The organism is Rhodoferax sp. OV413, assembly GCF_900104385.1.
Classification (GTDB): domain Bacteria; phylum Pseudomonadota; class Gammaproteobacteria; order Burkholderiales; family Burkholderiaceae_C; genus Rhodoferax_B.
Genome location: NZ_FNJA01000002.1, coordinates 455,292 through 479,780 on the forward strand (window position 1 = coordinate 455,292; position 24,489 = coordinate 479,780).

The window sequence follows — 24,489 nt, forward strand, 5'->3', positions numbered from 1 at the left end:
TACTTCTGGGTCTCGTTAAACTCAGCCATCGAAATTTGGAGTTACCTATGACCGTATTGAGCTTGCGCCGTGCCTTTCTGGGGCTGGCCTGCGCCTCGGCCGCCTTGCTGGCTGCCTGTGGTTCCAGCACCACCGAATCGGCGCTCACGCCTTCTCGCATCATTGCTTTCGGCGATGCCTTCAGCGTGGTCACCCCCGGCGCCAAGTACACGGTGAACGACAGCAGCATCAACAACTGGGTCACGCAATTCGCCTCCAGCTACGGCCTGTCGGTGGCGCCGAACGCCAGCGGCGGCCAGGTGTATGCGCAGGGCAATGCACGCATCGGCACCAAGCCCGATGCCGCCGGCAGCAGCACCACCTTGACCGTGACCGAGCAGATCGACACCTTCCTGGCCGGCAATAGCCTGGGCGCGAACGATGTGGTGCTGATCAACGGCGGCATCAGCGACCTGGTGGTCGACATGGCGGCGGTGACCGCCGGCAGCATCAGCGAGTCCCAGATGCAGACCAATGCCGCCCAGTACGGCAAGGACCTGGGCGCGCAAGTGCGCCGCCTGGTCAACGCCGGTGGCAAGCATGTGGTGGTGGTTGGCCCCTACAACCTGGGCATCACGCCCTGGGCGACGACCCTGGGCAAGACCGATCTGCTGAAGCAGTCCAGTAGCAAGTTCAATGAAGCCATGCTGGTGTCCATCGTCGACCTGGGCTCGACCGTGCTGTACATCGATGCTACCTATTACTTCAACCTGGTCTCGGCCACGCCTACGGGTTATGGCTTCGTGACGGAAAGCACCTTGCACGACAGCTACACGCCGAAGATCGCCTGTACCTCGGTGGATAGCGGCGCGGGCATCGGCACCGGCACCAACCAGGTCAACTCGTCGCTGTGCAGCGCGTCCACCATTGCGTCCGGCGTAACCTACGACCAGTATCTGTTTGCCGACAACCTGTACTTCACGCCGCTGGGTCAACGCTTGTTTGGCCTCTACGCCTACGACAAGGTGCATCTGCGTTGGTAAATTGGGCTCACCCCCAGGCTGCGCGCACTGCATGTCGCTGCGCCAACCCCCTTGCAGGGGGCGATACCTGCGGCCTGGCGTAGCCAGTTCCGCGGTATCTCTGGAAGGGGCGGCTCAGGCCCTTGGGCTGAGTTTGAGCCGTTCGCTGCCACACAGCAAAAAGCCGACCCATGGGTCGGCTTTTTGTTTGGGGGCTTGGCGCCTAGAAGCGGTAGCCCACGCCCAGGGACAGGGTCAGCGGGTCGAGGGTGACCTTGATGGTCTGGCCGGTGGACAGCGTGCCCGTGGTCTTGACGAAGGTCTTGGCGACCATGCCTTCGACAAACCAGCGCTCGTTCAGCGCCAGCGTGCCACCGACCTGCAGAGTCAGCCCCAGCTTGGACTCCAGCGACAGCGTGGTGGGCGTGCTGGCATTGCCGCCGGTGATGGCCGTCAGGGTGGCGGTGCTGCGCTCTTTGAAGAACTTGGCATAGGTCAGGCCGGCGCCGACAAATGGCCGGAACTGGGCATTGGCCTCGCCAAAGCGGTACTGGCCCAGCAGCGTGATGGGCAGGGCCTTGGTCTCGCCGATCTTGCCGGAGCCGGCAATCGAGCCCGCGCCGGTGAGCGTGTGCTTGAACGGCACGGCGATCGGCACGTCCAGTGCCCAGTGGTCGTCCAGCATGTAGGTGATGCCGCCGGACGGCCGGGTGCTGCCGTTCGAGTCGATCTGGGTGTTCGGCAGGCTGGAGGCCGACAGATTGCCGCTGTCGACATCGGGGGTGATGTTCATCACGCCGCCGCGCAGCATCCAGGTGCCGGCCGTTTGGGCTTGGGCCGCCGCTGCGCTCAGCAATACAGCCAGCGCCAGGCAGAGAGGGGTGGTTTTCATCGTCAGTCCTTCGCGGGGGTTACAGCCAGCCAGCCTTGGCCATCTGCAGCGCGATATAGCGGTTCAGCAGCTTGTAGCCGGCGGGGGTGGGGTGCACGGTGTCGGCGTACTGGTAGCTGCTGACGTCCACGCCGCTGAGGGTGTTGCTGGTGGTGCAGGCCAGCGACGAGCCCGCCAGGATGTTGCTGCTGTCGGCCCGGCAGGCCGGCGTGGTGACATTGGTCAGGCCGTACTGCGCGGGGTTGGCGGTCTGGTCCAGGCCCTGGGTGTAGGCGTCCACATAGAGCACACCTGCCTTGCCGGCCAGAGCGCTTTGCAGCGTGTTGTTGTAGGTGGTGGCCATGCTGGTCAGCAAGGCCTGGGTGTTGGCCGACTGGCTCAGGCCCAGCGGCGTATTTGCCACGCTGGGCAGGTTGACCACGAGCACGTACTTCGCGCCGCGGTCCAGCAGCGAGGTCTGGACCAACGCCGCCTGGGTAGTGGCGGCAATCGCCATCTGGGTCACGGCCGCGGTGGTGGCCATGGTGGTGAAGGCATTGGCGGTGGCCAGGGTCACGCCGCCGGCAATCGTGGCCTGGTCGGCTGGCGACCATTCGGCCACCAGGGCTGCAGCCTGGGCCACACCCTTGGCCGTAGCGATCTCTGTGGGGGTGGCGGTGCCGCCCAGGGCTGCGTTCACATAGTCGACCACGGCGGCCACGGCATTCAGGTGCATGAACACATCGTTGCCGCCAACCATCACCGTGACCAGCTCCTTGCCGGTGTAGTTGCCGTGGGCGGTCAGGTGCTTGGTGAACTGGTTCGCCAGCGGCAGGGCGATCAGGCCGATATTGCTGGCCCCCAAGGTGGCTTGCAGCGTCGTGCTGTTTGGCGCGTAGACCGAGGTGACGCGCGCGCTACCCTGGGCGTAGTTGGTGCAGGTCGGGTGGTCGACCACGGCCACGGCGGGCAGGGCGCTCAGGTTGGATTGCAAGCCGGTTTGGGCTGCGCAGGGGGCTGGCAGGTTCAGCTGGCTGGCCAGCAGCTCGGTCCAGTTGACCGGGCCGGTGGTCGTGCCGTTGACGGTCCATTTGCCGCCGCCGACGGCGGCAATTGCGCCCACCTTGTAGGTTCCCACGTCGCTGAGGCTGTCACCAAACGACACCATGCTGCTGAAAGACAGCTTGGTGGAGCTGTCGCTACCCCCGCCGCCGCAGGCGGACAAGGCCAGCGCAGCCATCAGCAGCGCCATTTTGGTGGGAATCCAGTTCATCGGGGGTACTCCTGTGTGAGAAAAAGAACGGTCGTTCGTTTGTGGCCGGAATGTTAAGCGTCCCCGCCCACTTACTGCAAAGGGTTACTACCTAGTTGGGCTTCGCGGCCTGGTCCTTTACCGTCCATTCCACCAGCGCGTCCAGTGCCGGACGGGCGGCTGCGGCCAGCGGATGGTTGACGATGCCGACCACCACGTAGCGCTGGCCGCTGCGCCCGGTGGCATATCCGGCTACCGACGCCACGTCGCGCAGGCTGCCGGTTTTCAGCCGGGCATTGCCCAGGGCTTCGGGCGCCAGGCCGCGGTCGCGCATGCGCTGGGTGGTGCCGTCGACGCCGGCGATAGATAGCGACTGGGCGAACACTGCGCCCTGCGGGTGGCTGGCGGCGCGGCGCAGCAGCTGGCCCAGCGCGCGGGCGCTGGTGCGCTCGTCGCGGCTCAGGCCCGAGCCGTTCTCCAGCGTGGGGGCGGGCACATCCTTGCCGATAGCAGCTGGCCACCAGGCGGCCACGGCGGCGCGCGAGGCGGCCAGGTTGCCGGGCCGGCCGGGCTGCAGGCCCAGGGTCAGGAACAGCTGCTGGGCCATTACGTTGTTGCTGAACTTGTTGATGTCGGCGATCAGCTCGCCCAGCGGCAGCGAGGGCGCGTCCATCAACCAGCGCGCGTCGGCGGGCGTGCTTCCGTCGCGCACCTTGCCGCTGAATTCGCCGCCGGCATTGGTGAACATGGCCTGCAGCACCCGGCGCGCATAGCTGGCCGGGTCGACATAGGCCACCGGCCAGCTGCGTTCGCCGCAGGCCGCCGGGTAGCGGCCCAGGAACTGCACCCGGTCGGGGTCGGCAAAGTCGGCGCCCAGCTCGCTGCGCCAGTCGCCGCAGCTGGCGTTGCTGAGCGGTACGCGGGTGTCGATCTGCACGCCGGCGATGGGCGGCTCGGTCTTGACGAAGGCGGTTTTGCCGTCGGGCTCGGGGGTGAAGGTGAAGATCAGCGACTTGAAGTTGACCAGCAGGCCGTCGGGCGCGGCGTTGTAGGGGCTGAGCGCCTGGCCATCGAAGTCGGCCGGGTTGCGTTCTACGGGCTCGAAGATGCCGTGGTCCAGCACGATGTCGCCGCGCACTTTTTGCACGCCTAGCGCCTGTAGCGCCTGGAAGGCCGGGGCGATGCGCTCCAGCACTAGCTTGGGATCGCCACCGCCGCGGATGTACAGGTTGCCGGCCAGCACGCCGCCGCGCACCGGGCCGTCGGCGTAGAAGCGGGTCTTCCAGGTGTAGTCGGCACCCAGGGTGTCGAGTGCGGCATAGGTGGTCACCAGCTTCATCACCGACGCCGGGTTCATCAGCACATTGGCACGGTGGTTCAGCCGCGGCGAGCCGGCGCCGTCGGCCTTGGCGACCAGCAGGCTGACGGCGCTGGGCGGCACTTTGGCGCGGGCCAGCGCGGCGGCAATCTCGGGCGGCAGGCGTTGCGCCAGGGCGCTGCCGGCGCAGCAGGCCAGGCCGAGCGCAAGCGCGCCGAGTCTGCGCCAAAATCGGGCGGTATGTGTGCGGTGGGGTGTGGAATGGGTCATATGCGCAAAGCTATAGAAATCATAGCTGGTTGCGCTAGATAATCCTGCGCTAACTGCTTGTTTGACCAGGACTTTACGCAAGTTCCCGTGTGCGCCTAAAGGGCGGCACAAGGGGCGATGCGTAAATCCTATTGATACTGAAGATTCTGAATTTTTTGCCCATGCCCCTGCTTGCCTTCGATACCAGCACCGATACCCTGTCCATCGCCGTGACCGATGGCGCGCGGGTGTGGCAGCACAGCGGTGCGGGCGGCGCACAGGCGTCCAGCACGCTGATTCCGGCGATTCTGGCGCTGCTGGAGCAGGCCGGGTTGCGGCTGGACCAGCTGGACGCCATCGTGTTCGGCAGCGGCCCGGGTTCATTCACTGGCTTGCGTACCGCATGTTCGGTGGCCCAGGGCCTGGCTTTTGGTGCCAATAGGCCGGTGCTGCCCATAGACACCCTGATGGCCGTGGCCGAAGAAGCCCGCGAACAACACGGCGTGCTGCAGGTGCAAGCGCTGCTGGACGCGCGCATGGACGAGGTCTACACCGGTTTTTACGCCTATGACCAAGGTCGCTGGACCCAGCGCGACGACTTCCAGCTGGTCCGGCCTGAAAACCTGCTGCAGCAGGACGGCTGGGCCCAGGCTGGCAATGCGCTGGCCGTGTACGCCGAGCGCATCCCCGCGTCTACTGGGCAACGCATCGCCGCTTTACCCACCGCCACTGCCATGCTGCGCCTGGCGCCGGCCCTGCTGGCTGCCGGCCAGGCCGTGCCCGCCGACCAGGCCTTGCCGCGCTACATCCGCGACAAAGTGGCCAAGACCACCGACGAGCGCATGGCCGAAAAAGCCGCGCTGGCGGCCGCCCCATGAGCGCCCAGCTGCAGGTCACCGAGCCTGACCAGGTGCGCTTTGAGCCGCTCACCGGCCTGTGGCTGGACGAGATCGCGGTCATCGAGCAAAGCGCGTATGTGCACCCCTGGTCGGCTACCAACTTTAAGGACACGCTGGCGGCGGGCTACGAGGCGCAGATCCTGCTGGCCGGCGACACCGTGCTCGGCTACTTTGTGGCCATGAAAGGCGTGGACGAGGTGCATCTGCTGAACATCACCGTTGCCCCGGCCTACCAGCGTCAGGGCTGGTCGCGCCTGATGCTGGATGCGCTGGCCCTGTGGGCGCGCGGCCAGGGCGTCGAATGGCTGTGGCTGGAAGCCCGGGTCAGCAATCTGCGCGCGCTGCAGGTCTATACCCGCTACGGCTTCAACCGCGTCGGCCTGCGCAAAGACTACTACCCCGACGGCCAAGGCCAGCGCGAGCACGCCATCGTCATGAGCTTGAAGCTATGAGCCTGGAACTCGACACCCGCCAACGCGCGATGCTGGCCGAGATGCACGTGCCGGTCTGGTGGCCCGAAGCCGCGGCCGAGCCGCTGCCCGAGCCCGTAGCGGCACCGGCCAGAACTGCGCCCAAGAGCATTGCCCAGGCGATTGCCGATGCTCCTGAATTGGTAGCTGCCCGCGCAGCTTCCATAAGCGCCAGAGCCCAAAATGACGTCGAACCCGTAGCTGCCGCCGCTTCCAGCGACTGGACCGGGTTGCGCGCTGTCTGGACTACGGCCCAGGCCTGCGTACCGTTGAACACCGCGCTGGGCGCCCAGGCCGACTGGCTGGTGCTGGGCGAAGCCCTGGGCGTCAATGAAGGCGCCCAGCCATTTGATGCGCCCGAGGCCCAGCTGCTGGCGAATATGCTGCAGGCCGTCGGCATCAGTGCCCGGCCGGATGCGCGCAGCGCCTGCATCACCAGCCTGCTGAAGACCCCGGCGCTCGACGGCAGCGACCCGCTGGCCGCCAGCGAACCCCATCTGCGCCAGCTGGTCGCGCTGCTGCAACCCAAGCTGATCCTGGCGCTGGGCCCGTTTGCCGCCCAGCTGCTGCTGCGCGACAGCACGCCGCTGGGCCAGATGCGCGGCCGCGTGCACCGCTTCCACGGCGTGCCGGTGGTGGTCAGCTACCACCCGGCCATGCTGCTGCGCAATCGCCCGGAAAAAGCCAAGGCTTGGGCCGACCTGTGCCTGGCGCTGGGCGCGATCGCTTAGACAGGCTCGTAAAATCGGAGCATGACCTTTTTAGACATGCTCCAAACCGCCGGGCAGCGCAACGCCTCCATGCTCTGCGTCGGGCTCGACCCCGATCCCGCGCGCTTCCCCGGTGGCTGGCGCGGCGATGCCAGCAAGATTGCCGACTTCTGCGCCCGCATCGTCGAAGCTACGGCCGATCTGGCCATCGCCTTCAAGCCGCAGATCGCCTACTTCGCCGCCCACCGCGCCGAAGAACAGCTGGAGCGCGTGGTGGCCCACATCCGCCGCGTCGCGCCGCACGTGCCCATCATCCTGGACGCCAAGCGTGGTGACATCGGCTCCACTGCCGAGCAGTACGCGATCGAGGCTTTTGAGCGCTACCAGGCTGACGCCGTCACCCTGTCGCCCTTCATGGGCTTCGACTCGGTCCAGCCCTACCTCAAGTACCCGGGCAAGGGCGCGTTCCTGCTGTGCCGCACCTCCAACCCTGGCGGCGACGACCTGCAGAACCAGCGCCTGGCCGATGTGCCCGGCCAGCCGCTGCTGTACGAACACGTGGCGGGCCTGGCCCAGGGGCCGTGGAATCTGAACGGCCAGCTCGGTCTGGTGGTCGGCGCCACCTACCCGGCGGAAATCGCCCGCGTGCGGGCTTTGGCGCCCACCCTGCCGCTGCTGGTGCCCGGCGTTGGCGCGCAAGGCGGCGATGCGCGCGCCACGGTGCAGGCCGGCTGGACCGACAACGGCCCGCTGATCGTCAATTCCTCGCGGGCCATCCTGTACGCATCGTCCGGCGATGACTTCGCCGACGCAGCCCGCCGCGCGGCGCAGGACACCCGCGACCAGCTGCAGGCCGCGCGCAGCTAAACCGCCGCCAGCCACATGCAACTCAAGTGGCTGGAGGACTTTGTGGCGCTGGCCCAGACCCGCAGCTACACCCGCGCAGCCGAGCTGCGCCACGTCACCCACCCGGCCTTTGGCCGGCGTATCAAAGCGTTGGAAGCCTGGGCCGGTGCGCCGCTGCTGGAGCGTGGTAGCGGCCCGGTGCGGCTGACCACGGCCGGCGAGGGCTTTCTGGACACGGCCCAGCAAATGTTGCGCGGTCTGGACAGTTCGCGCGAAGAGCTGCGCGCCGCCGCCGGCCGCGAGGCCCGTGCCGTGACCCTGGCGACCGGCCGGACGCTGGCCTGCACCCTGGTGGCCGAATGGCTGCCGCGGCTGCAGCCGACGCTGCAGCAGGGTGAGGGCGAGCTGCGCATCCTGACCCGCGCGCTGGCCGAAACCGTGCTGCTGCTGGAGCAGCACGAGGCCGATTTCTCGCTGACCTACCACCACCCCGTTCTGGCGCTGCGCCTGGATGCGCGGCAGTTCAGCCACCTGACCCTGGCATCCGACAAGCTGGTGCCGGTGGTGCGCGCCGATGTCCAGGGCCAGGCCCTGCACGTGTTTGGCGACAGCGCCGTGCCGTACCTGGCCTATGCGCGCAGCCTGGCGCTGGGCCGCCTGGTCGAAGACCACCTGGCGCAGAACCGGCATGCGCCGCTGCTGCAGCGCTGGGTGGAGTGCGATTCGGCGGATGCGGTCTACCAGTACGTGCGCCAAGGCCAGGGTGTGGCCTGGCTGCCGTGGTCCATGGTGCATGCCGACTGCAAGGCCGGCCAGCTGGTGGTGCTGGGCGATGCGCGCATGGAGGTGCGCTTCGATGTGCGCCTGTACCGGCCCAAGCGGCGCCTGGGCCCGTTGGCCGAAGCCGTCTGGCAGGTGTTCGCACGCCGCTAATCCGGCCTGAAATAGCACGGACTGGTGCTGTTTCGGCACCATCCGTTAGGGCGGCTGTCTGCAGAATCCAGTCCAACCTAACCAAGATGCCCACCATGAAAACTTTGCTTCTTCGTTGCCTCGCGGCTGCTGCGTGCAGCGCCGCTGTGCTGGCCAGTGCCCAGACTGCCTACCCGGCCAAACCCATCACCATCGTCGTCGGCTACCCGCCGGGCGGCAGCACCGACCTGATGGCCCGCACCCTGGGGACCGAGCTGTCGACCCGGCTCGGCGTGCCGGTAGTGATCGACAACGTGGGCGGGGCCGGCGGCAGCATAGGCGCGCAAAAAGTGGTGCGTGCCGCGCCCGATGGCTACACCTTGCTGGTCGGCGCGAACAACGAGATCGCCATCAGCCGCCTGGTGTCGGCCTCGGTCAAATACGAGATCAAGGACTTCACCCCGCTGGGCCTGATTGCTTCTCAGCCTATGCTGCTGGTGGCTTCGGCCAAAAGCGGGGTCAAGAACCTCGACCAGTTCATGGCCCAGGTCAAGGCCAACCCCGGCAAGTTCAGCTACGGCAGCTCGGGCGTGGGCACAGGCCTGCACCTGGCCGGCGAAATGGTCAAGGACCAGGGCGGCCTGTTCCTCACCCACATTCCCTACCGCGGCGTGGCGCCGCTGGTCAACGATTTGCTGGGCAGCAATATCGAGTTCGGCGTGTTTGTGCTGTCCAGCGGCCTGCCCTATGTCCAGAACGGCCAGATGGTGGCGCTGGGCACCACCGAGCAAAAGCGCTCGGCCGTCACACCGCAGATCCCGGCGCTGGCCGAGAACCCCAAGCTCAAGGGCATCGACATCAGCACCTGGTTTGCGTTGATGGGCCCGGCGAACCTGCCCGAGCCGGTGGCCAGCCGGCTGAAGAAAGCCCTGGCCGAGTCGCTGCAATCGCCTGATCTGCGCAAGAAGCTGGAGGCCTCCGGCTCGGCCATCGCGCCTTTGAGCGTCGACATGCCCAAGTTCCTGGCCGAAGAGACGCTCAAGTACAAAAAGATCGTCGACTTCGCCAAGATCAAGGAATGAGCATGCTGACCCCGACCCTGGCCTGCCCCGACATCAGCCCCTGGCGCGCCGGCAATACCGGCACCGAAGGTGTGTGGCAGTTCGACTCCGGCCAGCCCGGCCGCCATGTGATGCTCAGCGCCCTGGTGCACGGCAACGAACTCTGCGGCGCCTGGGCGCTGCTGGGTTTGCTCGAAGCCGGCTTGCGGCCGCAGCGCGGCAAACTCACCCTGGCTTTCTGCAACCTGGCGGCCTTCGACCGTTACGACCCGGCCCAGCCCGATGCGGCACGCTTTGTCGAGGAAGACCTGAACCGCCAATGGGTGCCCGAGCGCATGGCACTGGGCGATACGTTGGAGCGCCGCCGCGCCCAAGCCCTGCGCCCGTTCGTCGCGCAGGCCGACTGGCTGCTGGACCTGCATTCCATGCATGAGCCCTCGGCCCCGCTGCTGCTGACCGGCCTGCAGCCGCGCAATTTGGCTCTGGCCCATGCGATGCGCAGCCCGGCCCATGTGGTGGTTGATGCAGGCCACCAGGACGGCGTGCGCATGCGCGACTTCGGCCGTTTTGGCCAAGCGGACACGCCGGGGGCGGACGACGGCACGCGTTCCCTGCTGGTTGAGTGTGGACTGCACAGCGATCCGGCCAGCCGCGACCTGGCCCAGGACCAATGCGTACGCTTTCTGCACGCCGCGGGCACGCTGGACCCGGAGGCGTTGGCGCAGCAGTTGCCCGGTTGGCGCCTGGCCGATGCGCCGCAGCAGTGGGTGCTGGAAGTCACCGGCCCGGTGGTGGCGCGCAGCAAGGACTTCTGTTTCGCCGCGCCCTATACCGGCCTGGAATTGTTTGCCCAGGCGGGCACGGTGATAGGTTGGAACGACGGCGAGCCCGAATGCACACCCTACGACGACTGCGTGCTGGTCATGCCCTCGCTGCGCCAGCTGCGCGCCGGCGTCACCGTGGTGCGCTACGCGCGGCAACGGCTGTTGGTTGTGTAAACCTGTTTGCTATTGAATAGATAGCTGCTGGCGCTGTTGGAATATGCGCTAGAGCCTGATTTTTCTTGAATTTCAGGGCGGCGTTTCAAAGCTGATGTTGTTGATCAGCATCAACCACATGATGAGCGCCGGTATCACTACCGGCAGGGACAGGGCGCAGAACATCAGCGCTGTCATCAGGAACGCAGCAATATCGTTCCACCAGAGCAGCAGCAGCGCACCCAGGTCTATTTCCCAGAACCGTTGTTGTGCTTGATTTTTCATGGTGGACCTCTTGTCGGGCCAGTGTAGTCCGTTGTGCGGGACTTTTCAGCTTTGTTGGGCCGTGGGGGGCTGTCGGGAGCCGCGAAAAGAAATCATCGTCTATTTGATGGATGTACGGCGCGGCACACGCTTTACATTCGCTTGCACCGTGGCGCATGCTTTGAAAGCTGCCATGCCGGCAGTCCCAAGCAGAAGGGCACGCGATGAACTTTCGGAACATGACGGTAAAAGGGCAGTTGACGTTTGCGTTTGGCCTGTTGGTGGCCTTGGTGCTGGGGGTCGCACTGGTGGCGGTGCAGGCCCTGGTCAATGCGCATGAAAAGTTCACCTTCTACAACGAGGTGACGGTGAAGCAGAACCATCTGGTGGACGATGTCCGTGCGGCCATCAGTGCCCGGGCGATTGCCGCGCGCAACCTGGTGCTGGCCACTGAGCCGGCAGACCGTGAAATGGAATATGCGGCTGCGGTCAAGGCGCACCATGCCACCGAGGAGTCCATGGCCCGGTTGAACCAGGCCCTCAAGGACAACCCCAGCCCGCTGGCCGGCGACGTGCGCATGGTGGCTGAAATGGGCCGGATCGAATCGCTGTACGGGCCGGTGGCCTTGGCCATTCTCAAACTGGCGATGGAGGGCAAGAACGAGGAAGCTATCGCCCGGATCAACAAGGACTGCCGTCCGCTGCTGGTGGCCCTGGTGAAGGCCAGCCAGCAAGGGGGCGACAGCGTTTTGGACGAGGGCGGAGGCTACAACCAGGCGCGCGCCTTGCTGCTGCTGGCCAGTGCCTTGGCGATTGCGGCTGCGCTGGTGATGGGCTTTTTGATCACCCGTAACCTGGTGGGTGCGCTGGGCGGTGAGCCGCGGCAGGCGGCCGATCTTGCGCGGTCGGTAGCCCAGGGCGACTTGACGACGCCGATCCAGCTGAAGGTCGGCGATATGTCCAGCCTGATGGCCCAGCTCAAGCGCATGCAGGAAAGCCTGGTCGGCGTGGTCAGCACCGTGCGCCAGGGGTCGGACGGCGTGGCCACGGCCAGCGCCGAAATCTCCCAAGGTAACCATGACCTCAGCAGCCGTACCGAGCAGCAGGCCAGCGCGCTGCAGCAGACCGCAGCGTCGATGGAACAGCTCAGCTCCACCGTGCGGCAGAACGCCGACAACGCCCGTCAGGCGAACCAGCTGGCCGTGAGCGCCTCCAGCGTGGCGGTGCAGGGCGGTGCCGTGGTGTCCGAGGTGGTGGAGACGATGAAAGGCATCAACGACAGCTCGAAGAAGATCGCCGACATCATCGGCGTCATCGACGGGATTGCCTTCCAGACCAATATCCTGGCCTTGAATGCTGCGGTGGAAGCCGCGCGCGCCGGCGAACAGGGGCGGGGCTTTGCCGTGGTGGCCAGCGAGGTGCGCAACCTGGCCGGTCGATCGGCCGAAGCCGCGAAGGAGATCAAGAGCCTGATTTCTGCCAGTGTGGTCCGCGTCGAACACGGTTCGGCCCTGGTCGACAAGGCGGGCACCACCATGACCGAAGTGGTCGCCGCCATCCGCCGCGTGACCGACATCATGGGCGAGATCAGCGCCGCCAGCAGCGAGCAAAGCACCGGGGTGAGCCAGGTCGGCCAGGCGATTTCACAGATGGACCATACGACCCAGCAGAATGCCGCGCTGGTAGAGCAGATGGCGGCAGCGGCCAGCAGCATGAAGGTCCAGGCGCAGGATTTGGTGGAAGCCGTGGCGGTGTTCAAGGTGGGCAACGGAGATACGGCAGCGGTTCCTCCTGCCCGCGCCGCGGCCGTGCCGCCGCGACCTGCAGCCGCGGCGCCGGTGCGAACGGTGGGGGCTGCTGCAAAGGCAAAACCGGCTGCAAAGCCGGCGACCTTGGGCGCTGCGCGGCGCTTGCCACTGCGCGCGGTGGCCACGGCCGGCGCGGGCAGCCAGGACGACTGGGCGGCATTTTGAGCGGCATCCACTGCGTGGGCAGACCGGGCTGGTAAAGTGTTTCAAAGTGTCAACACGTGGCGGTAGGCACCGAAATCCGCAGAGCGAATCTGCTACCCTTTATTTACTTTTTATCCACCAGAAAGATGCGCCATGTCCAAAGTCAACCAAGCCAGCATTGAGTCCCAAGAAAAATTGGTCAGCGACATCAAATCCGTGATTACCGACGCCGAAGAAATGCTCAGCGCCACCGCTGACCAGGCCGGCGACAAGATCAGCCAGCTGCGCGCCCGCGTCAAGGCCCGCCTGGGCGATGCCCGCGAACGCCTGATCGATGCCGAAGCCGCGTTGATCCACAAAACCAAGGCCGCGGCCCGCGCCACCGACGACTACGTGCACGAGTCCCCCTGGACCGCCGTGGGCGTTGCCGCCACTGTAGGCTTGCTGGTCGGCCTGATCATTGGCCGCCGTTAAGCGGCTACAGCCCTCGTCCCGGCAGCAGTCTGGCCATGCGTAGCGCAGGCGGCGGCCCTTTCGCCGCGCTCAGAAGCATTCCCATCACCCTGCTGACCATGGCGCAGACGCGCCTGGAGCTGCTGGGCAACGAGCTGCTGACCGAAAAGAACCTGGCACTGCGCCAACTGGCGCTGGTGCTGGCCATGGTGGCCTGCGCTGGCCTGGGCCTGTTGCTTGCCGTGGTTCTGGCGCTCAGTCTGCTGTGGGAACAGCGGGTGATCGTGCTGTCGGTGCTGGCGGTGGTCTTCTTGGCGGCGGCGGGCGGCTGCTATGCAGCGCTGCGCCAATCCAGCCGGACGTCGGCTGGGGTGTTCGCCAGCAGCCTGGCTGAACTGCAAGAAGACCTGCGCCAACTCAAAGCCGCGTCCCAGCATGGCCAAAACCCGGATTGAACTGGCCCAGCAACGGGCCCAGCTGGTCGAGCGGATTGCCGCCCAGCGGGTCTTGCTGGCCCACGATCTGGCGCCCTTGCAGCGGGTGGGCCAGGCCGGCAACCGCGTGAGCAGCCTGGTGGGTGATGTCGTCGCCTATCTGGGCCAGCACCCGTTGGCGCTGGCGGCGGCACTGGGCAGCCTGATGCTGTTCAAGCCGCGTGCGGCCTTGCGCTGGGCCAAGCGCGGTCTGTTCCTCTGGCGCAGCTGGCGCGCAGTGCAGGTCTGGCAGCCGGCCATCTTGCTGGGCTTGCTGCGCCGCTTCATTTAGCCAAGCGCTATTGAATGTATAGCTGCTCGCGCTGGTTGTATCTGCGCTGAAGCCCTAAAACGCTTGAATTTCAGCGGCGCGGCGCTTCTTCTTTGGTGACCAGCCAGATGCCGCCGCAGACCAGCAGCAAGGCCACGCCGTTCTTCCATTCCATAAAACTCTCGTCCAGGAACAGGGCCGACAGCAGGGTGCCGAATACCGGCACCATGAAGTTGAATACCGTGATCATGCTGACCCGGTTGTACTTCAGCAAAATCGTCCACAGCGAGAACGCCACCGAGGTCAGCGCCACCATGTAGAGCATCAGGGCCGCGGAGACCGGCGTGAAGGACTCCAGGTCACCGCCGGTGGCAAAGCCGATCAACAGCAGCGCCACGCCGCCGATGGCCAGCTGGTAGCCGGTCAGCACCACCGAGTCCACCTGCTGTGAGATCTTTTTGCCGTAGATGCTGGCGGCCGACAGGATGAAGGCCGCTAGCACGATCGCGCCTTCTCCCAGCAGGCTGAAGTCGAAGCTCAGCAGGCCGGGGCGGAAGTTGACCACCATCACCCCCACAAAGCCGACCACGCAGCCCAGCACCTTGTTGAAGCTCAGCCGGTCGTTCTTGTAGATGAAGTGCGCGAGCAGCACGCTGAAGAAGGTGCCGGTGGCGTTCATGATCGAGCTTTTCACGCCGGTGGCATAGGCCAGGCCGATGTAGAAGAACACATATTGCAGGCTGGTTTGCGTCAGGCCCAGCAGGGTCATCTGGCCGAAAGTGCGCAGCTTGATGGCGAACACCGGCTTGCGGCTGATAACGGCAAAGGCCAGCAGCACCAGGCCGGCAAACGCAAAGCGGTAGCCGGCAAACACCAGCTTGGTGGGGATGTCGTCGGCGGCGATATGGAACAGCGCATAGCCATTCTTGATCGCCGGGTAGGCGCTGCCCCAGAGCAGGCAGCACAGCGAGGCCAGGAGGAAGACCACCTTGCGGTGGGTGAAAACAGAAGGGCTTTGGGGCACGGGAGATCCGGATCAGGTTGAGCGCCCGCTGCGCTCGATGGGGCGGCAGCGGGGGCAGGGATTACAGCAGGCGTGCCAGGTATTTGCCGGTGTGGCTGGCCGGGTTGGCGGCAATTTGTTCGGGCGTGCCGACGCCCACCACGGTGCCGCCACCGGCGCCGCCTTCGGGGCCCATGTCGATCAGCCAGTCGGCGGTCTTGATCACGTCCAGGTTGTGCTCGATCACCACGATGGTGTTGCCCGCGCTGCGCAGCTGGTGCAGCACCTTGAGCAGCAGGGCGATGTCGGCAAAGTGCAGGCCGGTGGTCGGCTCGTCCAGAATGTACAGCGTGCGGCCGGTGTCGCGCTTGCTCAGCTCCAGCGCCAGCTTGACGCGCTGGGCCTCGCCGCCCGACAAGGTGGTGGCCGACTGGCCGAGCTTGATGTAGCTCAGGCCCACGTCGAGCAGGGTGTGCAGCTTGCGCGCGATGGTCGGCACGGCCTTCAGGAACTCGTAGGCCACCTCTACCGTCAGCTCCAGGATCTGCGCAATGTTCTTGCCCTTGTACAGCACCTCCAGGGTTTCGCGGTTGTAGCGCTGGCCCTTGCAGACGTCGCAGGGCACATACACATCGGGCAGAAAGTGCATCTCCACCTTGACCATGCCGTCGCCCTGGCAGGCCTCGCAGCGGCCGCCGGCCACGTTAAAGCTGAAGCGGCCCGGGCCATAGCCACGCTCGCGCGCCATCGGCACCTCGGCCATCAGCTCGCGGATGGGGGTGAACAGGCCGGTATAGGTGGCCGGATTCGAGCGCGGCGTGCGGCCGATCGGCGACTGGTCGACGTTGATCACCTTGTCGAACTGCTCGATGCCGATGATTTCCTCGTGCTCAGCCGGCTCGTCGTGCGCGCGGTACAGCTGGCGCGCCACGGCGGTGTACAGCGTGTCGTTGACCAGGGTGGATTTGCCCGAGCCGGAGACGCCGGTGACGCAGGTGAACAGGCCGACCGGGATGTCCACATTCACCTTCTTCAGGTTGTGGCCGCTGGCGCCGACGATGGACAGCCAGCCTTCGCCGGGTGCGGGCTGGGTCTGCTTGTGGCGTTCTTTGGGCACTTCGATCTTCAGCGTGCCTGCCAGGTACTGGCCGGTCAGCGACTCGGGATTGGCCTTGACCTCGTCGAACGTGCCCTGGGCCATGATGCGACCACCGTGCACGCCCGCGCCAGGACCCAGGTCGATCACATGGTCGGCAGCGCGCATCATGTCTTCGTCGTGCTCGACCACCAGCACGCTGTTGCCGATGTCGCGCAGATGCTGCAGGGTGGCGATCAGGCGGTCGTTGTCGCGCTGGTGCAGGCCGATGCTGGGCTCGTCCAGCACGTACATCACGCCGGTCAGGCCCGAGCCGATCTGCGATGCCAGGCGGATGCGCTGCGACTCGCCGCCGCTCAGGGTTTCGGCGCTGCGGTCCAGGCTCAGGTAGTTCAGGCCCACGTCGTTCAGAAACTTCAGGCGCAGACCGATTTCACGCACGATCTTGTCGGCTATCTCACCCTTGGCGCCGCTCATCTTCAGCTGGCTGAAATAGGCAAAGGCCTCGCGCAATGTGGTGTGGCTGATCTCGAAGATGGCGCGGGCTTGCGCGCCTTCGCCCACCTTGACGTGGCGGGCTTCGCGCCGCAGCCGGGAGCCGTTGCAGGTGTTGCAGGGCTGGGTGGTGCGGTAGCGGGCCAGGTCTTCGCGCACCAGGTTCGAGTCTGTTTCGCGGTAGCGCCGCACCATATTCGGGATGATGCCCTCGAACGGATGCTTCTTGCTGACTTTTTTGCCTTGCGAGGCGCCCGAGTCCATCACATAGCTGAACTTGATGTCTTCGCTGCCCGAGCCGTGCAGCAGCGCATGCTGGGCCTCGGCGGGCAGGCTTTCAAAGGCCTGCTCGATGTCGAATTTGTAGTGCTTGGCCAGGCTTTCCAGCATGGCGAAGTAGTAGGCGTTACGCCGGTCCCAACCCTTGATGGCGCCGCTGGCCAGACTCAGCGACGGAAAGGCCACCACACGGCTCGGGTCGAACAGCTCTTGCGCGCCCAGGCCGTCGCAGGCCGGGCAGGCACCGACTGGCGAGTTGAACGAGAACAGCCGCGGCTCCAGGTCGCTGATGGAGTAGCTGCAGATGGGGCAGGCAAACTTGGCGTTGAACAAATGCTCCTTGCCCGACTCCATTTCCACCACGATGGCCTTGCCTTCGGCCAGGCGCAGCGAGGCTTCGAAGCTCTCGGCCAGGCGTTGGCGCTGGGCGGCACGGGCTTGCGGATCGGCATCGGCATGTACCTTGATGCGGTCCACCACCACGTCAATATTGTGTTTCTCCGTCTTTTTCAGCTTGGGCAGCTGGTCGAACTCGAAGGTTTCGCCGTCCACCCGGAAGCGCACATAACCCTGGGCCTGCATTTCGGTAAACACGTCGGCGTATTCGCCTTTGCGTTCACGGGCGATGGGTGCCACCACCAACAGGCGGGTGTCGGCCGGCAGAGCCAGCACCGCATCCACCATCTGGCTGACGGTCTGGGCCTGTAGCGGCAGATCGTGGTCGGGGCAGTAGGGCGTGCCGGCGCGGGCGAAAAGCAGGCGCAGGTAGTCGTGGATCTCGGTCACCGTGCCCACGGTGGAGCGCGGGTTGTGGCTGGTGGCCTTTTGCTCGATGGAGATGGCCGGGCTCAGGCCTTCGATCAGATCCACGTCCGGCTTGTCCATCAGCTGCAGGAACTGGCGGGCGTAGGTGCTCAGGCTTTCCACATAGCGGCGCTGGCCTTCGGCGTACAAGGTGTCGAACGCCAGGCTGGACTTGCCCGATCCGCTCAGGCCGGTGATCACCACCAGCTGGTTGCGCGGGATGTCCAGGTCGATGTTCTTCAGGTTGTGGGTGCGCGCGCCGCGGATGCTGATGCGCTGCAGCTGCAAGGCATTGCGCAGGTAGGTGCCTTCAAAAGAGGCATTGGAAAGGGCTTGATTCAAAGTAGTGCCGGCTTAGGGGTAACCCGCCATGATAGACAATCGCAGAGTTTGTGCTTGCCTACGGTCTACGGTGTCCTGCGTGTCTCAACCCTCTGTCTCTATTTCCCCCACTCCCGCCTCGCCTGCGGCGTCTGCTGCCATGACGCCGCTGGAGCTGCGCTCCAGCCTGTCGCTGGCCACGATTTTTGCGCTGCGGATGCTGGGTTTGTTCCTGGTGCTGCCGGTGTTTGCGCTGGAGGCGGCCAAGTTCCCGGGGGGCGATGATCCGGCCAAGGTCGGCCTGGCCATGGGGATTTACGGGCTGACGCAAGGCCTGCTGCAGCTGCCGTTCGGCATGGCATCGGACCGGTTTGGGCGCAAGCGCGTCATCGTGCTGGGCTTGCTGCTGTTTTCGCTGGGCAGCTTCATGGCCGCCGTGGCCGATAGCCTGACCGGGCTGATGATCGGCCGCAGCGTGCAGGGCGCGGGCGCCGTGTCTGCCGCTGTGACGGCGCTGCTGGCCGACCAGACCCGTGATGTGGTGCGCACCAAGGCCATGGCCCTGGTGGGCAGCAGCATTGCGCTGATGTTCGCCTTGTCGCTGGTGCTGGCGCCGGCGCTGGCCGCCCTGGTGGGCCTGAACGGCTTGTTCGCCCTGACCGGCAGCCTGGCGCTGGCCGGTGTGGCGGTAGTGCTGTGGGTGGTGCCGACCGAGCCCTTGCAGCATAAGAATCAGCCGCGCGGCAAGCTCAGCGAGGTACTGTCGCACGCCGGCCTGCTGCGCCTGAATTTCGGGGTTTTCGTACTGCACGCGGTGCAGCTGGCGATGTGGATGGCCATACCGGCCTTGCTGGTGCAGGCTGGGCTGGACAAGGCCCAGCACTGGTGGGTGTACCTGCCGGCGGTGCTCGGCTCGTTTTTGGTGATGGGTGGCAGCCTGTTCCCACTGGAGCGCCGGGGCTATCTGCGGGCGGTGTTTTTGCTGGCGATCGGCTTGATTGGGCTGGTGCAGGTCGGCTTGTTCCTGCTGGTCGACACGCCGCAGATCAGCACGCTGGCCGGCTTGTTGTTCTTGTTCTTCTGCGGCTTCAATGTGCTGGAAGCCAGCCAGCCGAGCCTGGCCTCGCGCCTGGCGCCGGCCCATGTGCGGGGCAGTGCGCTCGGGGTGTACAACACTTTGCAGTCGCTCGGCTTCTTTGTGGGCGGGCTGCTCGGGGGGACTTTGCTGAAAATATGGGGCCCGCACGGCCTGTTTCTGGCTTGCGGGCTGGCGATGCTGGCTTGGCTTGCCGTCGCATGGCCCATGCGGGCTCCGGCCAAAGTGACCGCATAATCTACCCCCTCAAGAGGAATTCACCATGGCATCCGTTAACAAAGTCATCATTGTCGGCAACCTGGGCCGCGACCCCGAAGTGCGCACCTTCCCCAGCGGCGACCGGGTGGCCAATGTCACCATTGCCACCACCGAAACCTGGAAAGACAAGCAAACCGGCGAACGCCGCGAAGCCACCGAATGGCACCGCGTGGTGTTCCGTGGAGGCTTGGCCGGTATCGTCGAGCAATACCTGCGCAAAGGCTCACAGGTGTACGTGGAAGGCTCAATCCGCAGCCGCAAATACAACGACGCAACGGGCATGGAGAAGTCGATTACCGAAATCGTCGCCACCGAAATGACCATGCTGGGCAGCCGCCAGGGCATGGGCGGCCCACAAGGTGGTCAGGGCGGAGGCAATGACGGCGGCTACGACGACGGTGGCTATGACAATAGCCCGCCACCCGCGCGCCGCGCGCCTGCTGCAGCCCCTGCCAGCCGTCCCGCGCCGCCGCCCATGCAGCGCCCAGCCGCGCCAGCACCTGCGGCCCGCGCGTCCAGCGGCTTTGACGACATGGACGACGACATCCCGTTCTAAACTGCAGCTCTGCCGCAGAGCAGCCGCTAAAAAACCCCGACAAGCCCGCCGCTTTCGGGGTTTTTTGTATTCGGGGCACGGAACCTTTCCATTTTTCATGCAAATGGGGGATGCGAAACCAAGGCATAAGGCGCTGGAGTGCACGAATGATTGTGTCTGTTACATAAAGTAGCTAGCATGGGGTGAATGTCAACTCACATTGCGCGCCCGGTGCCACGGCGAAAACGGTCTGAATGGCTGCTGTTGTTTGCCGGACTCTCGCTGGTGGGGTTTTTTGTGATCTACGTGCACCTCACCGCGGTGGACAGAGTGGACACCAGCGAACGCAACCGCTTGCAGGTGCAGGCCGATGTGATCGCCTACGAAATTCAGCGCAACCTGACAGCGACCAATCTTGCTTTGACCGGCGTGCTGCAGGATTACGTGGACAGCCCCGGCGTAGTGGGGCCGGTGTCGGATATTTCTCGGCGCTTGCGGGCATTGGGGGTGGCGGTTCCGGGTCTGCGCGCGGTCGTCATGCTGGATGCCAATGGCGAGGTGATCGCCGCCAGCCGCACCGATTTGATCGGCCTGAACCTGGCCCACCGCGATTACTTCAAGCTGGCCCGGGACAAGCCGGACGCGCACAAGCTGTATCTATCGGCGCCCTATACCTCCGTCATGAATGACCTGGTCGTTTCGGCCACCCGCGTGGTGGTAGGGGTGGACGGCGTGTTTGCCGGCGTGCTGGTGGCAACGCTCGACCCTGAGTATTTCACCGGTATCTTCCGGCCGACCATGTACGCACCCGATGTATGGGGCTTCGTGGTGCATGGCGATGGCCAGCAGGTGCTGAATTTCCCGCGCAAGCGCAATATCGACGGCACCAACCTCAACCAGCCTGGTTTCTTTTTCAACCAGCATCGGCAGAGTGGCCAGACTGCCAGCGTGCTGACCGGCGCGGCCTACGCCGCCGGGGAGCAGAGGGTGATGGCCTTGCGCACCATCCAGCCTGCCGTGCTGGAAATGGACAAGGCGCTGGTGATCGGTTTGAGCCGCGAAACCTCTGCCATTGCGCGGCCATTGCAAACCCAGGCCACGATTTACGGCCTGTTTTATGCCACGCTGGTGTTGCTGTGCTGTGGCGGGCTGTACTGGATGCAGACCCGCCGCACCCGCCTGGAGGTCCTGGCGTCGGAGCGCGACCATGAACGGCTAGAGGCCGCCGACCGGTTGAAGCTGGCATTGCGCGGTGCCAATCTCGGGCTGTGGAGCTTCCATGCACCGACCGGGGCGCGCACATTTGATGAGAACTCGCGGGCCATGCTGGGTTACACCATGACGGACCTGCAGGACGACCCAGAGTTCTGGCGCCGCCGTATCCACCCCGACGACATGCCCGCCTACAACGCGGCGAGGGCAGCCTGCATGGACGGCAGCGTGCCCTTCTATGAAGTGATCTACCGTGTCCAGCACCGGCTGGGCCATTGGGTCTGGATTCTCGGGCGGGCCCAGGCGATCGAGCGCGATGCGCAGGGCCAGGCTATCACCATCATGGGCACGCACATGGACATCACGGCGGCCAAAACCGCCGAGCAGGAGGTGATCCGCACCCGCAACGAATTGCAGGCCGTGTTTGAGAACATGAACGACGCGGTGTTCGTGTTCGATCCCCAGCACCGGATCGCCCGTATCAACCGTGAAGGGCGGACCATGCTCGGGCTGTTTGACGTGGACACGCCGTTTGAGGAGGTGCTGGCCAGCGTGGACGCGGTGTTGCCCAACGGAGACCCGGTACCCCCTGACCAATGGCCTAGCCGGCGCGGTTTGCGCGGGCAATTTGTGCGCGACATGCAGATGGAAATCCGCCGCCGGGGTTCCGACAAGTCGGTTTTCGTGGAGCTCAGCACCGCGCCGATCCGCGAAGCGTCGGGGGCCATCGAGCTGCTCATCGTGACCTGCAAAGATGTTTCCGAGCGCCTGCTGACCCATGCGCTGCGGGAAAGCGAGGCCCGGTTCCGCACCCTGATCGAGGATGCGCCGCTGGCCATAGCGATTCTGCGGGCCGGTTTGATTGTGTATTGCAATCCGCGGTACCGGGCGCTGCATGGCTTTCCGCAGACAGAGGACCTGAACGGCATCCCCTGGAGCGAGATGGTTGCCGATGAATCCCGTGTGCTCTTGCAAGAACAGGAAGCCTTGATCCAGCAGGATTCGCATACCGACCTGATGTTTGAAGCTCTTGGCATAGGCAAGGATGGTCGCCGGGTGCCGGTTTTCAAAACCACCACCCGGGTGGTGCTGGCAGACGGACCTGCCACCCTGGTGTTTGCGCAGGATATTTCGGCCCAGAAGCTGGCCGAGGCCGAAATGCTGGAGGCCCGTAACGCCGCCGAAGCCGCAAACCGCAGCAAGGCCGAGTTCCTGGCCAATATGAGCCACGAGATCCGTTCGCCCCTGAATGCCATCCTCGGGCTGGCCTACCTGCTGGAGCAATCGCGCCTGGATGCGGGGGCCCAGGACATGGTGCGCAAGATACGGGTGTCGGGCCGTTCGCTGCTGGGCATCATCAACGACATTCTGGACATCTCCAAGATCGAAGCCGGCCACATGCTGCTGGAGCACGCGCCTTTCCGGTTGAGCGACGTGGTGGACAACCTGGCAACCACCATGGGCATCGCTGCCGGCGATAAAAACATCGAGCTCATCATCCACCCGCTGCCCGCAGCCATGGCCAACCTGCAGGGCGATGCCTTGCGGCTGGAGCAGGTGCTGGTGAATCTGACGGGTAATGCGATCAAGTTCACCCATGCAGGCCAGGTAGAAGTGCGGGTCGAGCTGGTGTCCGAGAAGCCGGAATCGCCCATGGTGCGCTTCTCGGTCAAAGACACCGGGATCGGTATCCCGCCGGAGCTGCAAGCCAATGTGTTTTCGGCCTTCACCCAGGCCGACAGCTCGACCACCCGGCGTTTTGGCGGTACCGGTCTGGGCCTGGCAATCTGCCGCCAGTTGGTGCAGCTGATGGGCGGTGAGATTGGGGTGATCAGCACGCCGGGGCGCGGCAGTGAGTTTTGGTTCACCTTGCCATTGCGGCAGAGCGATATGGCCGACGCCTCCTCGCCCGATATGGTGCATGTGGATGCGCTGGTGGCCGACGACAGCGATGTTGCGCTTGACGCCGTGGTGTCGATTGCCCAGCGCCTGGGCTGGCAGGTGCATGGCGTGCATTCCGGCGAGGCGGTGCTGAACCAGGTGCTGGAAGCCCCGCGCGACAAGTTGCCCAATGTGGTGGTGCTGGACTGGAAGATGCCCGGCCTGGATGGCCTGGCCACGGTGCGCGCCATCCGCGAGGGCATGCCCCAGGAGCTGTGCCCGATTGTGATCATGGCCACCGCCTATTCGCTCTCCAGCCTGGCCATGCAGCCCGGCGTGGACATGGTGGATGCGATCCTGAGCAAGCCGGTCACCAGCTCGACCCTGTTTAACGCGGTGATGGAGGCGCAGCGCCGGCGCTCTGCGGCCGCCGGCCTGCCCGCCGCGTTGCGCCAGGTCAGCAGCCCGAGCCTGGCCGGTGTGCGGGTGCTGGTGGTGGACGACAGCGAAATCAACCGCGAAGTGGCGCAGCGGATTTTGTCCGACCAGGGCGCCACCGTGTCTTTGGCGGAGCACGGCCAGGCCGCGCTCGACTGGTTGAAGGCCCAGCCCGATGCCGTGGACCTGGTGCTGATGGATGTGCAAATGCCGGTGATGGACGGCATCGAGGCCACGCGCCAATTGCGCTTGCTGCCACAGTTCCACAACCTGCCCATCGTGGCGTTGACCGCGGGCGCCTTCAAATCGCAGCAAGAGGCTGCCTACGCGGCGGGCATGACGGACTTCATCAGCAAGCCGTTCGACGTGCCCAGCACCATCGCCCTGATCCAGCGGCTGCGCCGCCGTGCCAACCCCGATGCCGCCCCGCCAGAGCCCAGCGCGCCCGCGCAGCTGGCCCCTGAGCCGCAGGTGCAGGACGCGCCCACCGAGTTGTCGGTGATCGATGTGGGCAAGGGCTTGCGCATCTGGACCGACCTGAAGGTCTACAAAACCTATCTGCGGCGCTTTGTGGATACCTACCGCCGGGCGGTAGACGAGATGAACGCCAGCCTGGCGCTGGACCAGCGTGATGCAGCCGCCGCGCTGGCCCATAAGCTGTCGGGCGTGGCGGCCAATATGGCCTTGCCCGAGACCCAGCGGCTCGCTGGGGAGGCCGAGCGGATTCTGCTCTCCGGCTACGACCCGACCGGGGTGTTGGCACGCCTGGATGCCGCCTTGCAGCTGGCCATTGAGGCGGTGGAGCGGTTTGCGCCGTTGGCGGCGGTGGTGGACATGCCACCCGCACCCAGCGTGCCCACGGCCCCCGAAGTGCTGGACGAACTCGCTCCGCAGCTGGAGGCCTTGTTGGCGGCCCTGGATACCGACAACCCCACGCCCATAGAGGCGATCCTGGCCCAGCTATCGTCCGTCCTGCCGGCCTCGGAGCTGGCCGCGGTCCAGGAGGCTGTCCGCGACTTTGATTTCCGCGGCGCCGAAGCGCATACCCGCAAGCTTGCCCAGGCGCATGGCGTCAGATTCAAGGAGTAGACC

General features: G+C 65.4%; 21 protein-coding genes. 15 read left to right on the forward strand and 6 right to left on the reverse strand.

The features are described from left to right. The first annotated feature begins 47 nt into the window (after positions 1 to 47). Positions 48 to 1,022 (forward strand): SGNH/GDSL hydrolase family protein, encoded by a 975-nt coding sequence (locus tag BLT66_RS09630; protein WP_092757462.1) that lies wholly within the window; start codon positions 48 to 50, stop codon positions 1,020 to 1,022. Between the two features lie 202 nt (positions 1,023 to 1,224). Here BLT66_RS09630 and BLT66_RS09635 read toward each other — a convergent pair whose 3' ends face one another. From BLT66_RS09635 to dacB, 3 genes are all read right to left on the reverse strand, one after another. Continuing rightward, a complete protein-coding gene (locus BLT66_RS09635) occupies positions 1,225 to 1,893 on the reverse strand; it encodes an OmpW/AlkL family protein (RefSeq protein ID WP_092757463.1) in 669 nt (222 codons plus the stop codon). A 19-nt stretch (positions 1,894 to 1,912) separates the two neighbouring features. Beyond that, a complete protein-coding gene (locus BLT66_RS09640) occupies positions 1,913 to 3,145 on the reverse strand; it encodes an SGNH/GDSL hydrolase family protein (protein ID WP_092757464.1) in 1,233 nt (410 codons plus the stop codon). 91 nt (positions 3,146 to 3,236) lie between these two features. Next, on the reverse strand, positions 3,237 to 4,712 hold the full coding sequence (gene dacB / locus BLT66_RS09645) for a D-alanyl-D-alanine carboxypeptidase/D-alanyl-D-alanine endopeptidase (protein WP_092757465.1): 1,476 nt from the start codon (positions 4,710 to 4,712) through the stop codon (positions 3,237 to 3,239). Positions 4,713 to 4,873: 161 nt separating this feature from the next. Here dacB and tsaB point away from each other — a divergent pair, with 161 nt between their 5' ends. The 7 genes from tsaB to BLT66_RS09680 all read left to right on the forward strand — a co-directional run bounded on the left by tsaB (position 4,874) and on the right by BLT66_RS09680 (position 10,587). Then, on the forward strand, positions 4,874 to 5,569 hold the full coding sequence (gene tsaB, locus BLT66_RS09650) for a tRNA (adenosine(37)-N6)-threonylcarbamoyltransferase complex dimerization subunit type 1 TsaB (RefSeq protein ID WP_092757862.1): 696 nt from the start codon (positions 4,874 to 4,876) through the stop codon (positions 5,567 to 5,569). Continuing rightward, on the forward strand, positions 5,566 to 6,042 hold the full coding sequence (gene rimI / locus BLT66_RS09655; RefSeq protein ID WP_092757466.1) for a ribosomal protein S18-alanine N-acetyltransferase: 477 nt from the start codon (positions 5,566 to 5,568) through the stop codon (positions 6,040 to 6,042). Before tsaB ends, rimI begins: the two co-directional genes overlap by 4 nt. Beyond that, positions 6,039 to 6,791, forward strand: coding sequence for a uracil-DNA glycosylase (locus BLT66_RS09660; protein ID WP_092757467.1), 753 nt, complete (start codon positions 6,039 to 6,041; stop codon positions 6,789 to 6,791). The genes rimI and BLT66_RS09660 overlap by 4 nt, the downstream gene beginning before the upstream one ends. 21 nt (positions 6,792 to 6,812) lie before the next feature. Beyond that, the gene (gene pyrF, locus BLT66_RS09665; RefSeq protein WP_092757468.1) at positions 6,813 to 7,637 is read left to right on the forward strand and encodes an orotidine-5'-phosphate decarboxylase; all 825 of its coding nucleotides are present in this window, start codon (positions 6,813 to 6,815) and stop codon (positions 7,635 to 7,637) included. A gap of 15 nt (positions 7,638 to 7,652) precedes the next feature. Then, positions 7,653 to 8,549 (forward strand): LysR family transcriptional regulator, encoded by an 897-nt coding sequence (locus tag BLT66_RS09670; protein ID WP_092757469.1) that lies wholly within the window; start codon positions 7,653 to 7,655, stop codon positions 8,547 to 8,549. 95 nt (positions 8,550 to 8,644) lie between these two features. Continuing rightward, positions 8,645 to 9,610 carry a Bug family tripartite tricarboxylate transporter substrate binding protein gene (locus tag BLT66_RS09675; protein ID WP_255406857.1) on the forward strand — a complete coding sequence of 322 codons (966 nt, stop codon included), beginning with the start codon at positions 8,645 to 8,647 and terminating at the stop codon, positions 9,608 to 9,610. 2 nt (positions 9,611 to 9,612) lie between these two features. Further along, on the forward strand, positions 9,613 to 10,587 hold the full coding sequence (locus BLT66_RS09680) for a M14 family metallopeptidase (protein WP_255406858.1): 975 nt from the start codon (positions 9,613 to 9,615) through the stop codon (positions 10,585 to 10,587). 72 nt (positions 10,588 to 10,659) lie between these two features. Here the strand turns inward: BLT66_RS09680 and BLT66_RS09685 are convergent, their stop codons facing one another. After that, positions 10,660 to 10,851: a hypothetical protein gene (locus tag BLT66_RS09685; protein ID WP_092757472.1), complete on the reverse strand. Its 192-nt coding sequence runs from the start codon at positions 10,849 to 10,851 to the stop codon at positions 10,660 to 10,662. Between the two features lie 203 nt (positions 10,852 to 11,054). On the opposite strand from BLT66_RS09685, the gene BLT66_RS27405 reads away from it, so the two are divergent. The 4 genes from BLT66_RS27405 (at position 11,055) to BLT66_RS09705 (ending at position 14,000) form a co-directional block, all read left to right on the forward strand. Then, the gene (locus tag BLT66_RS27405; protein WP_304442136.1) at positions 11,055 to 12,803 is read left to right on the forward strand and encodes a methyl-accepting chemotaxis protein; all 1,749 of its coding nucleotides are present in this window, start codon (positions 11,055 to 11,057) and stop codon (positions 12,801 to 12,803) included. 132 nt (positions 12,804 to 12,935) lie between these two features. Next, positions 12,936 to 13,256 carry an ElaB/YgaM/YqjD family protein gene (locus BLT66_RS09695; protein ID WP_092757474.1) on the forward strand — a complete coding sequence of 107 codons (321 nt, stop codon included), beginning with the start codon at positions 12,936 to 12,938 and terminating at the stop codon, positions 13,254 to 13,256. Between the two features lie 35 nt (positions 13,257 to 13,291). After that, a complete protein-coding gene (locus BLT66_RS09700; RefSeq protein ID WP_092757475.1) occupies positions 13,292 to 13,690 on the forward strand; it encodes a phage holin family protein in 399 nt (132 codons plus the stop codon). Further along, entirely contained in the window at positions 13,671 to 14,000 is a 330-nt protein-coding gene (locus tag BLT66_RS09705; protein WP_176955025.1) for a YqjK family protein, read from the forward strand. Before BLT66_RS09700 ends, BLT66_RS09705 begins: the two co-directional genes overlap by 20 nt. A gap of 70 nt (positions 14,001 to 14,070) precedes the next feature. On the opposite strand, the gene BLT66_RS09710 is transcribed toward BLT66_RS09705, so the two are convergent. Together BLT66_RS09710 and uvrA are read right to left on the reverse strand one after the other, a co-directional pair. Further along, positions 14,071 to 15,003, reverse strand: coding sequence for a DMT family transporter (locus BLT66_RS09710; protein WP_092757476.1), 933 nt, complete (start codon positions 15,001 to 15,003; stop codon positions 14,071 to 14,073). Positions 15,004 to 15,064: 61 nt separating this feature from the next. Next, positions 15,065 to 17,998 (reverse strand): excinuclease ABC subunit UvrA, encoded by a 2,934-nt coding sequence (gene uvrA, locus BLT66_RS09715; protein ID WP_092757477.1) that lies wholly within the window; start codon positions 17,996 to 17,998, stop codon positions 15,065 to 15,067. 139 nt (positions 17,999 to 18,137) lie between these two features. Here uvrA and BLT66_RS09720 point away from each other — a divergent pair, with 139 nt between their 5' ends. From BLT66_RS09720 to BLT66_RS09730, 3 genes are all read left to right on the forward strand, one after another. Further along, on the forward strand, positions 18,138 to 19,310 hold the full coding sequence (locus BLT66_RS09720; protein WP_092757478.1) for an MFS transporter: 1,173 nt from the start codon (positions 18,138 to 18,140) through the stop codon (positions 19,308 to 19,310). A gap of 25 nt (positions 19,311 to 19,335) precedes the next feature. After that, positions 19,336 to 19,887 (forward strand): single-stranded DNA-binding protein, encoded by a 552-nt coding sequence (gene ssb / locus BLT66_RS09725; protein ID WP_092757479.1) that lies wholly within the window; start codon positions 19,336 to 19,338, stop codon positions 19,885 to 19,887. A gap of 186 nt (positions 19,888 to 20,073) precedes the next feature. Continuing rightward, positions 20,074 to 24,486, forward strand: coding sequence for a response regulator (locus BLT66_RS09730; protein WP_092757480.1), 4,413 nt, complete (start codon positions 20,074 to 20,076; stop codon positions 24,484 to 24,486). Positions 24,487 to 24,489 lie beyond the last annotated feature (3 nt).

Bases quoted from the DNA above. Each gene is read 5' to 3' on its own strand.
- BLT66_RS09630 (WP_092757462.1), top strand. From the start codon at position 48: ATGACCGTATTGAGCTTGCGCCGTGCCTTTCTGGGGCTGGCCTGCGCC.
- BLT66_RS09635 (WP_092757463.1), bottom strand. From the start codon at position 1,893: ATGAAAACCACCCCTCTCTGCCTGGCGCTGGCTGTATTGCTGAGCGCA.
- BLT66_RS09640 (WP_092757464.1), bottom strand. From the start codon at position 3,145: ATGAACTGGATTCCCACCAAAATGGCGCTGCTGATGGCTGCGCTGGCC.
- dacB (WP_092757465.1), bottom strand. From the start codon at position 4,712: ATGACCCATTCCACACCCCACCGCACACATACCGCCCGATTTTGGCGC.
- tsaB (WP_092757862.1), top strand. From the start codon at position 4,874: ATGCCCCTGCTTGCCTTCGATACCAGCACCGATACCCTGTCCATCGCC.
- rimI (WP_092757466.1), top strand. From the start codon at position 5,566: ATGAGCGCCCAGCTGCAGGTCACCGAGCCTGACCAGGTGCGCTTTGAG.
- BLT66_RS09660 (WP_092757467.1), top strand. From the start codon at position 6,039: ATGAGCCTGGAACTCGACACCCGCCAACGCGCGATGCTGGCCGAGATG.
- pyrF (WP_092757468.1), top strand. From the start codon at position 6,813: ATGACCTTTTTAGACATGCTCCAAACCGCCGGGCAGCGCAACGCCTCC.
- BLT66_RS09670 (WP_092757469.1), top strand. From the start codon at position 7,653: ATGCAACTCAAGTGGCTGGAGGACTTTGTGGCGCTGGCCCAGACCCGC.
- BLT66_RS09675 (WP_255406857.1), top strand. From the start codon at position 8,645: ATGAAAACTTTGCTTCTTCGTTGCCTCGCGGCTGCTGCGTGCAGCGCC.
- BLT66_RS09680 (WP_255406858.1), top strand. From the start codon at position 9,613: ATGCTGACCCCGACCCTGGCCTGCCCCGACATCAGCCCCTGGCGCGCC.
- BLT66_RS09685 (WP_092757472.1), bottom strand. From the start codon at position 10,851: ATGAAAAATCAAGCACAACAACGGTTCTGGGAAATAGACCTGGGTGCG.
- BLT66_RS27405 (WP_304442136.1), top strand. From the start codon at position 11,055: ATGAACTTTCGGAACATGACGGTAAAAGGGCAGTTGACGTTTGCGTTT.
- BLT66_RS09695 (WP_092757474.1), top strand. From the start codon at position 12,936: ATGTCCAAAGTCAACCAAGCCAGCATTGAGTCCCAAGAAAAATTGGTC.
- BLT66_RS09700 (WP_092757475.1), top strand. From the start codon at position 13,292: ATGCGTAGCGCAGGCGGCGGCCCTTTCGCCGCGCTCAGAAGCATTCCC.
- BLT66_RS09705 (WP_176955025.1), top strand. From the start codon at position 13,671: ATGGCCAAAACCCGGATTGAACTGGCCCAGCAACGGGCCCAGCTGGTC.
- BLT66_RS09720 (WP_092757478.1), top strand. From the start codon at position 18,138: ATGACGCCGCTGGAGCTGCGCTCCAGCCTGTCGCTGGCCACGATTTTT.
- ssb (WP_092757479.1), top strand. From the start codon at position 19,336: ATGGCATCCGTTAACAAAGTCATCATTGTCGGCAACCTGGGCCGCGAC.
- BLT66_RS09730 (WP_092757480.1), top strand. From the start codon at position 20,074: ATGTCAACTCACATTGCGCGCCCGGTGCCACGGCGAAAACGGTCTGAA.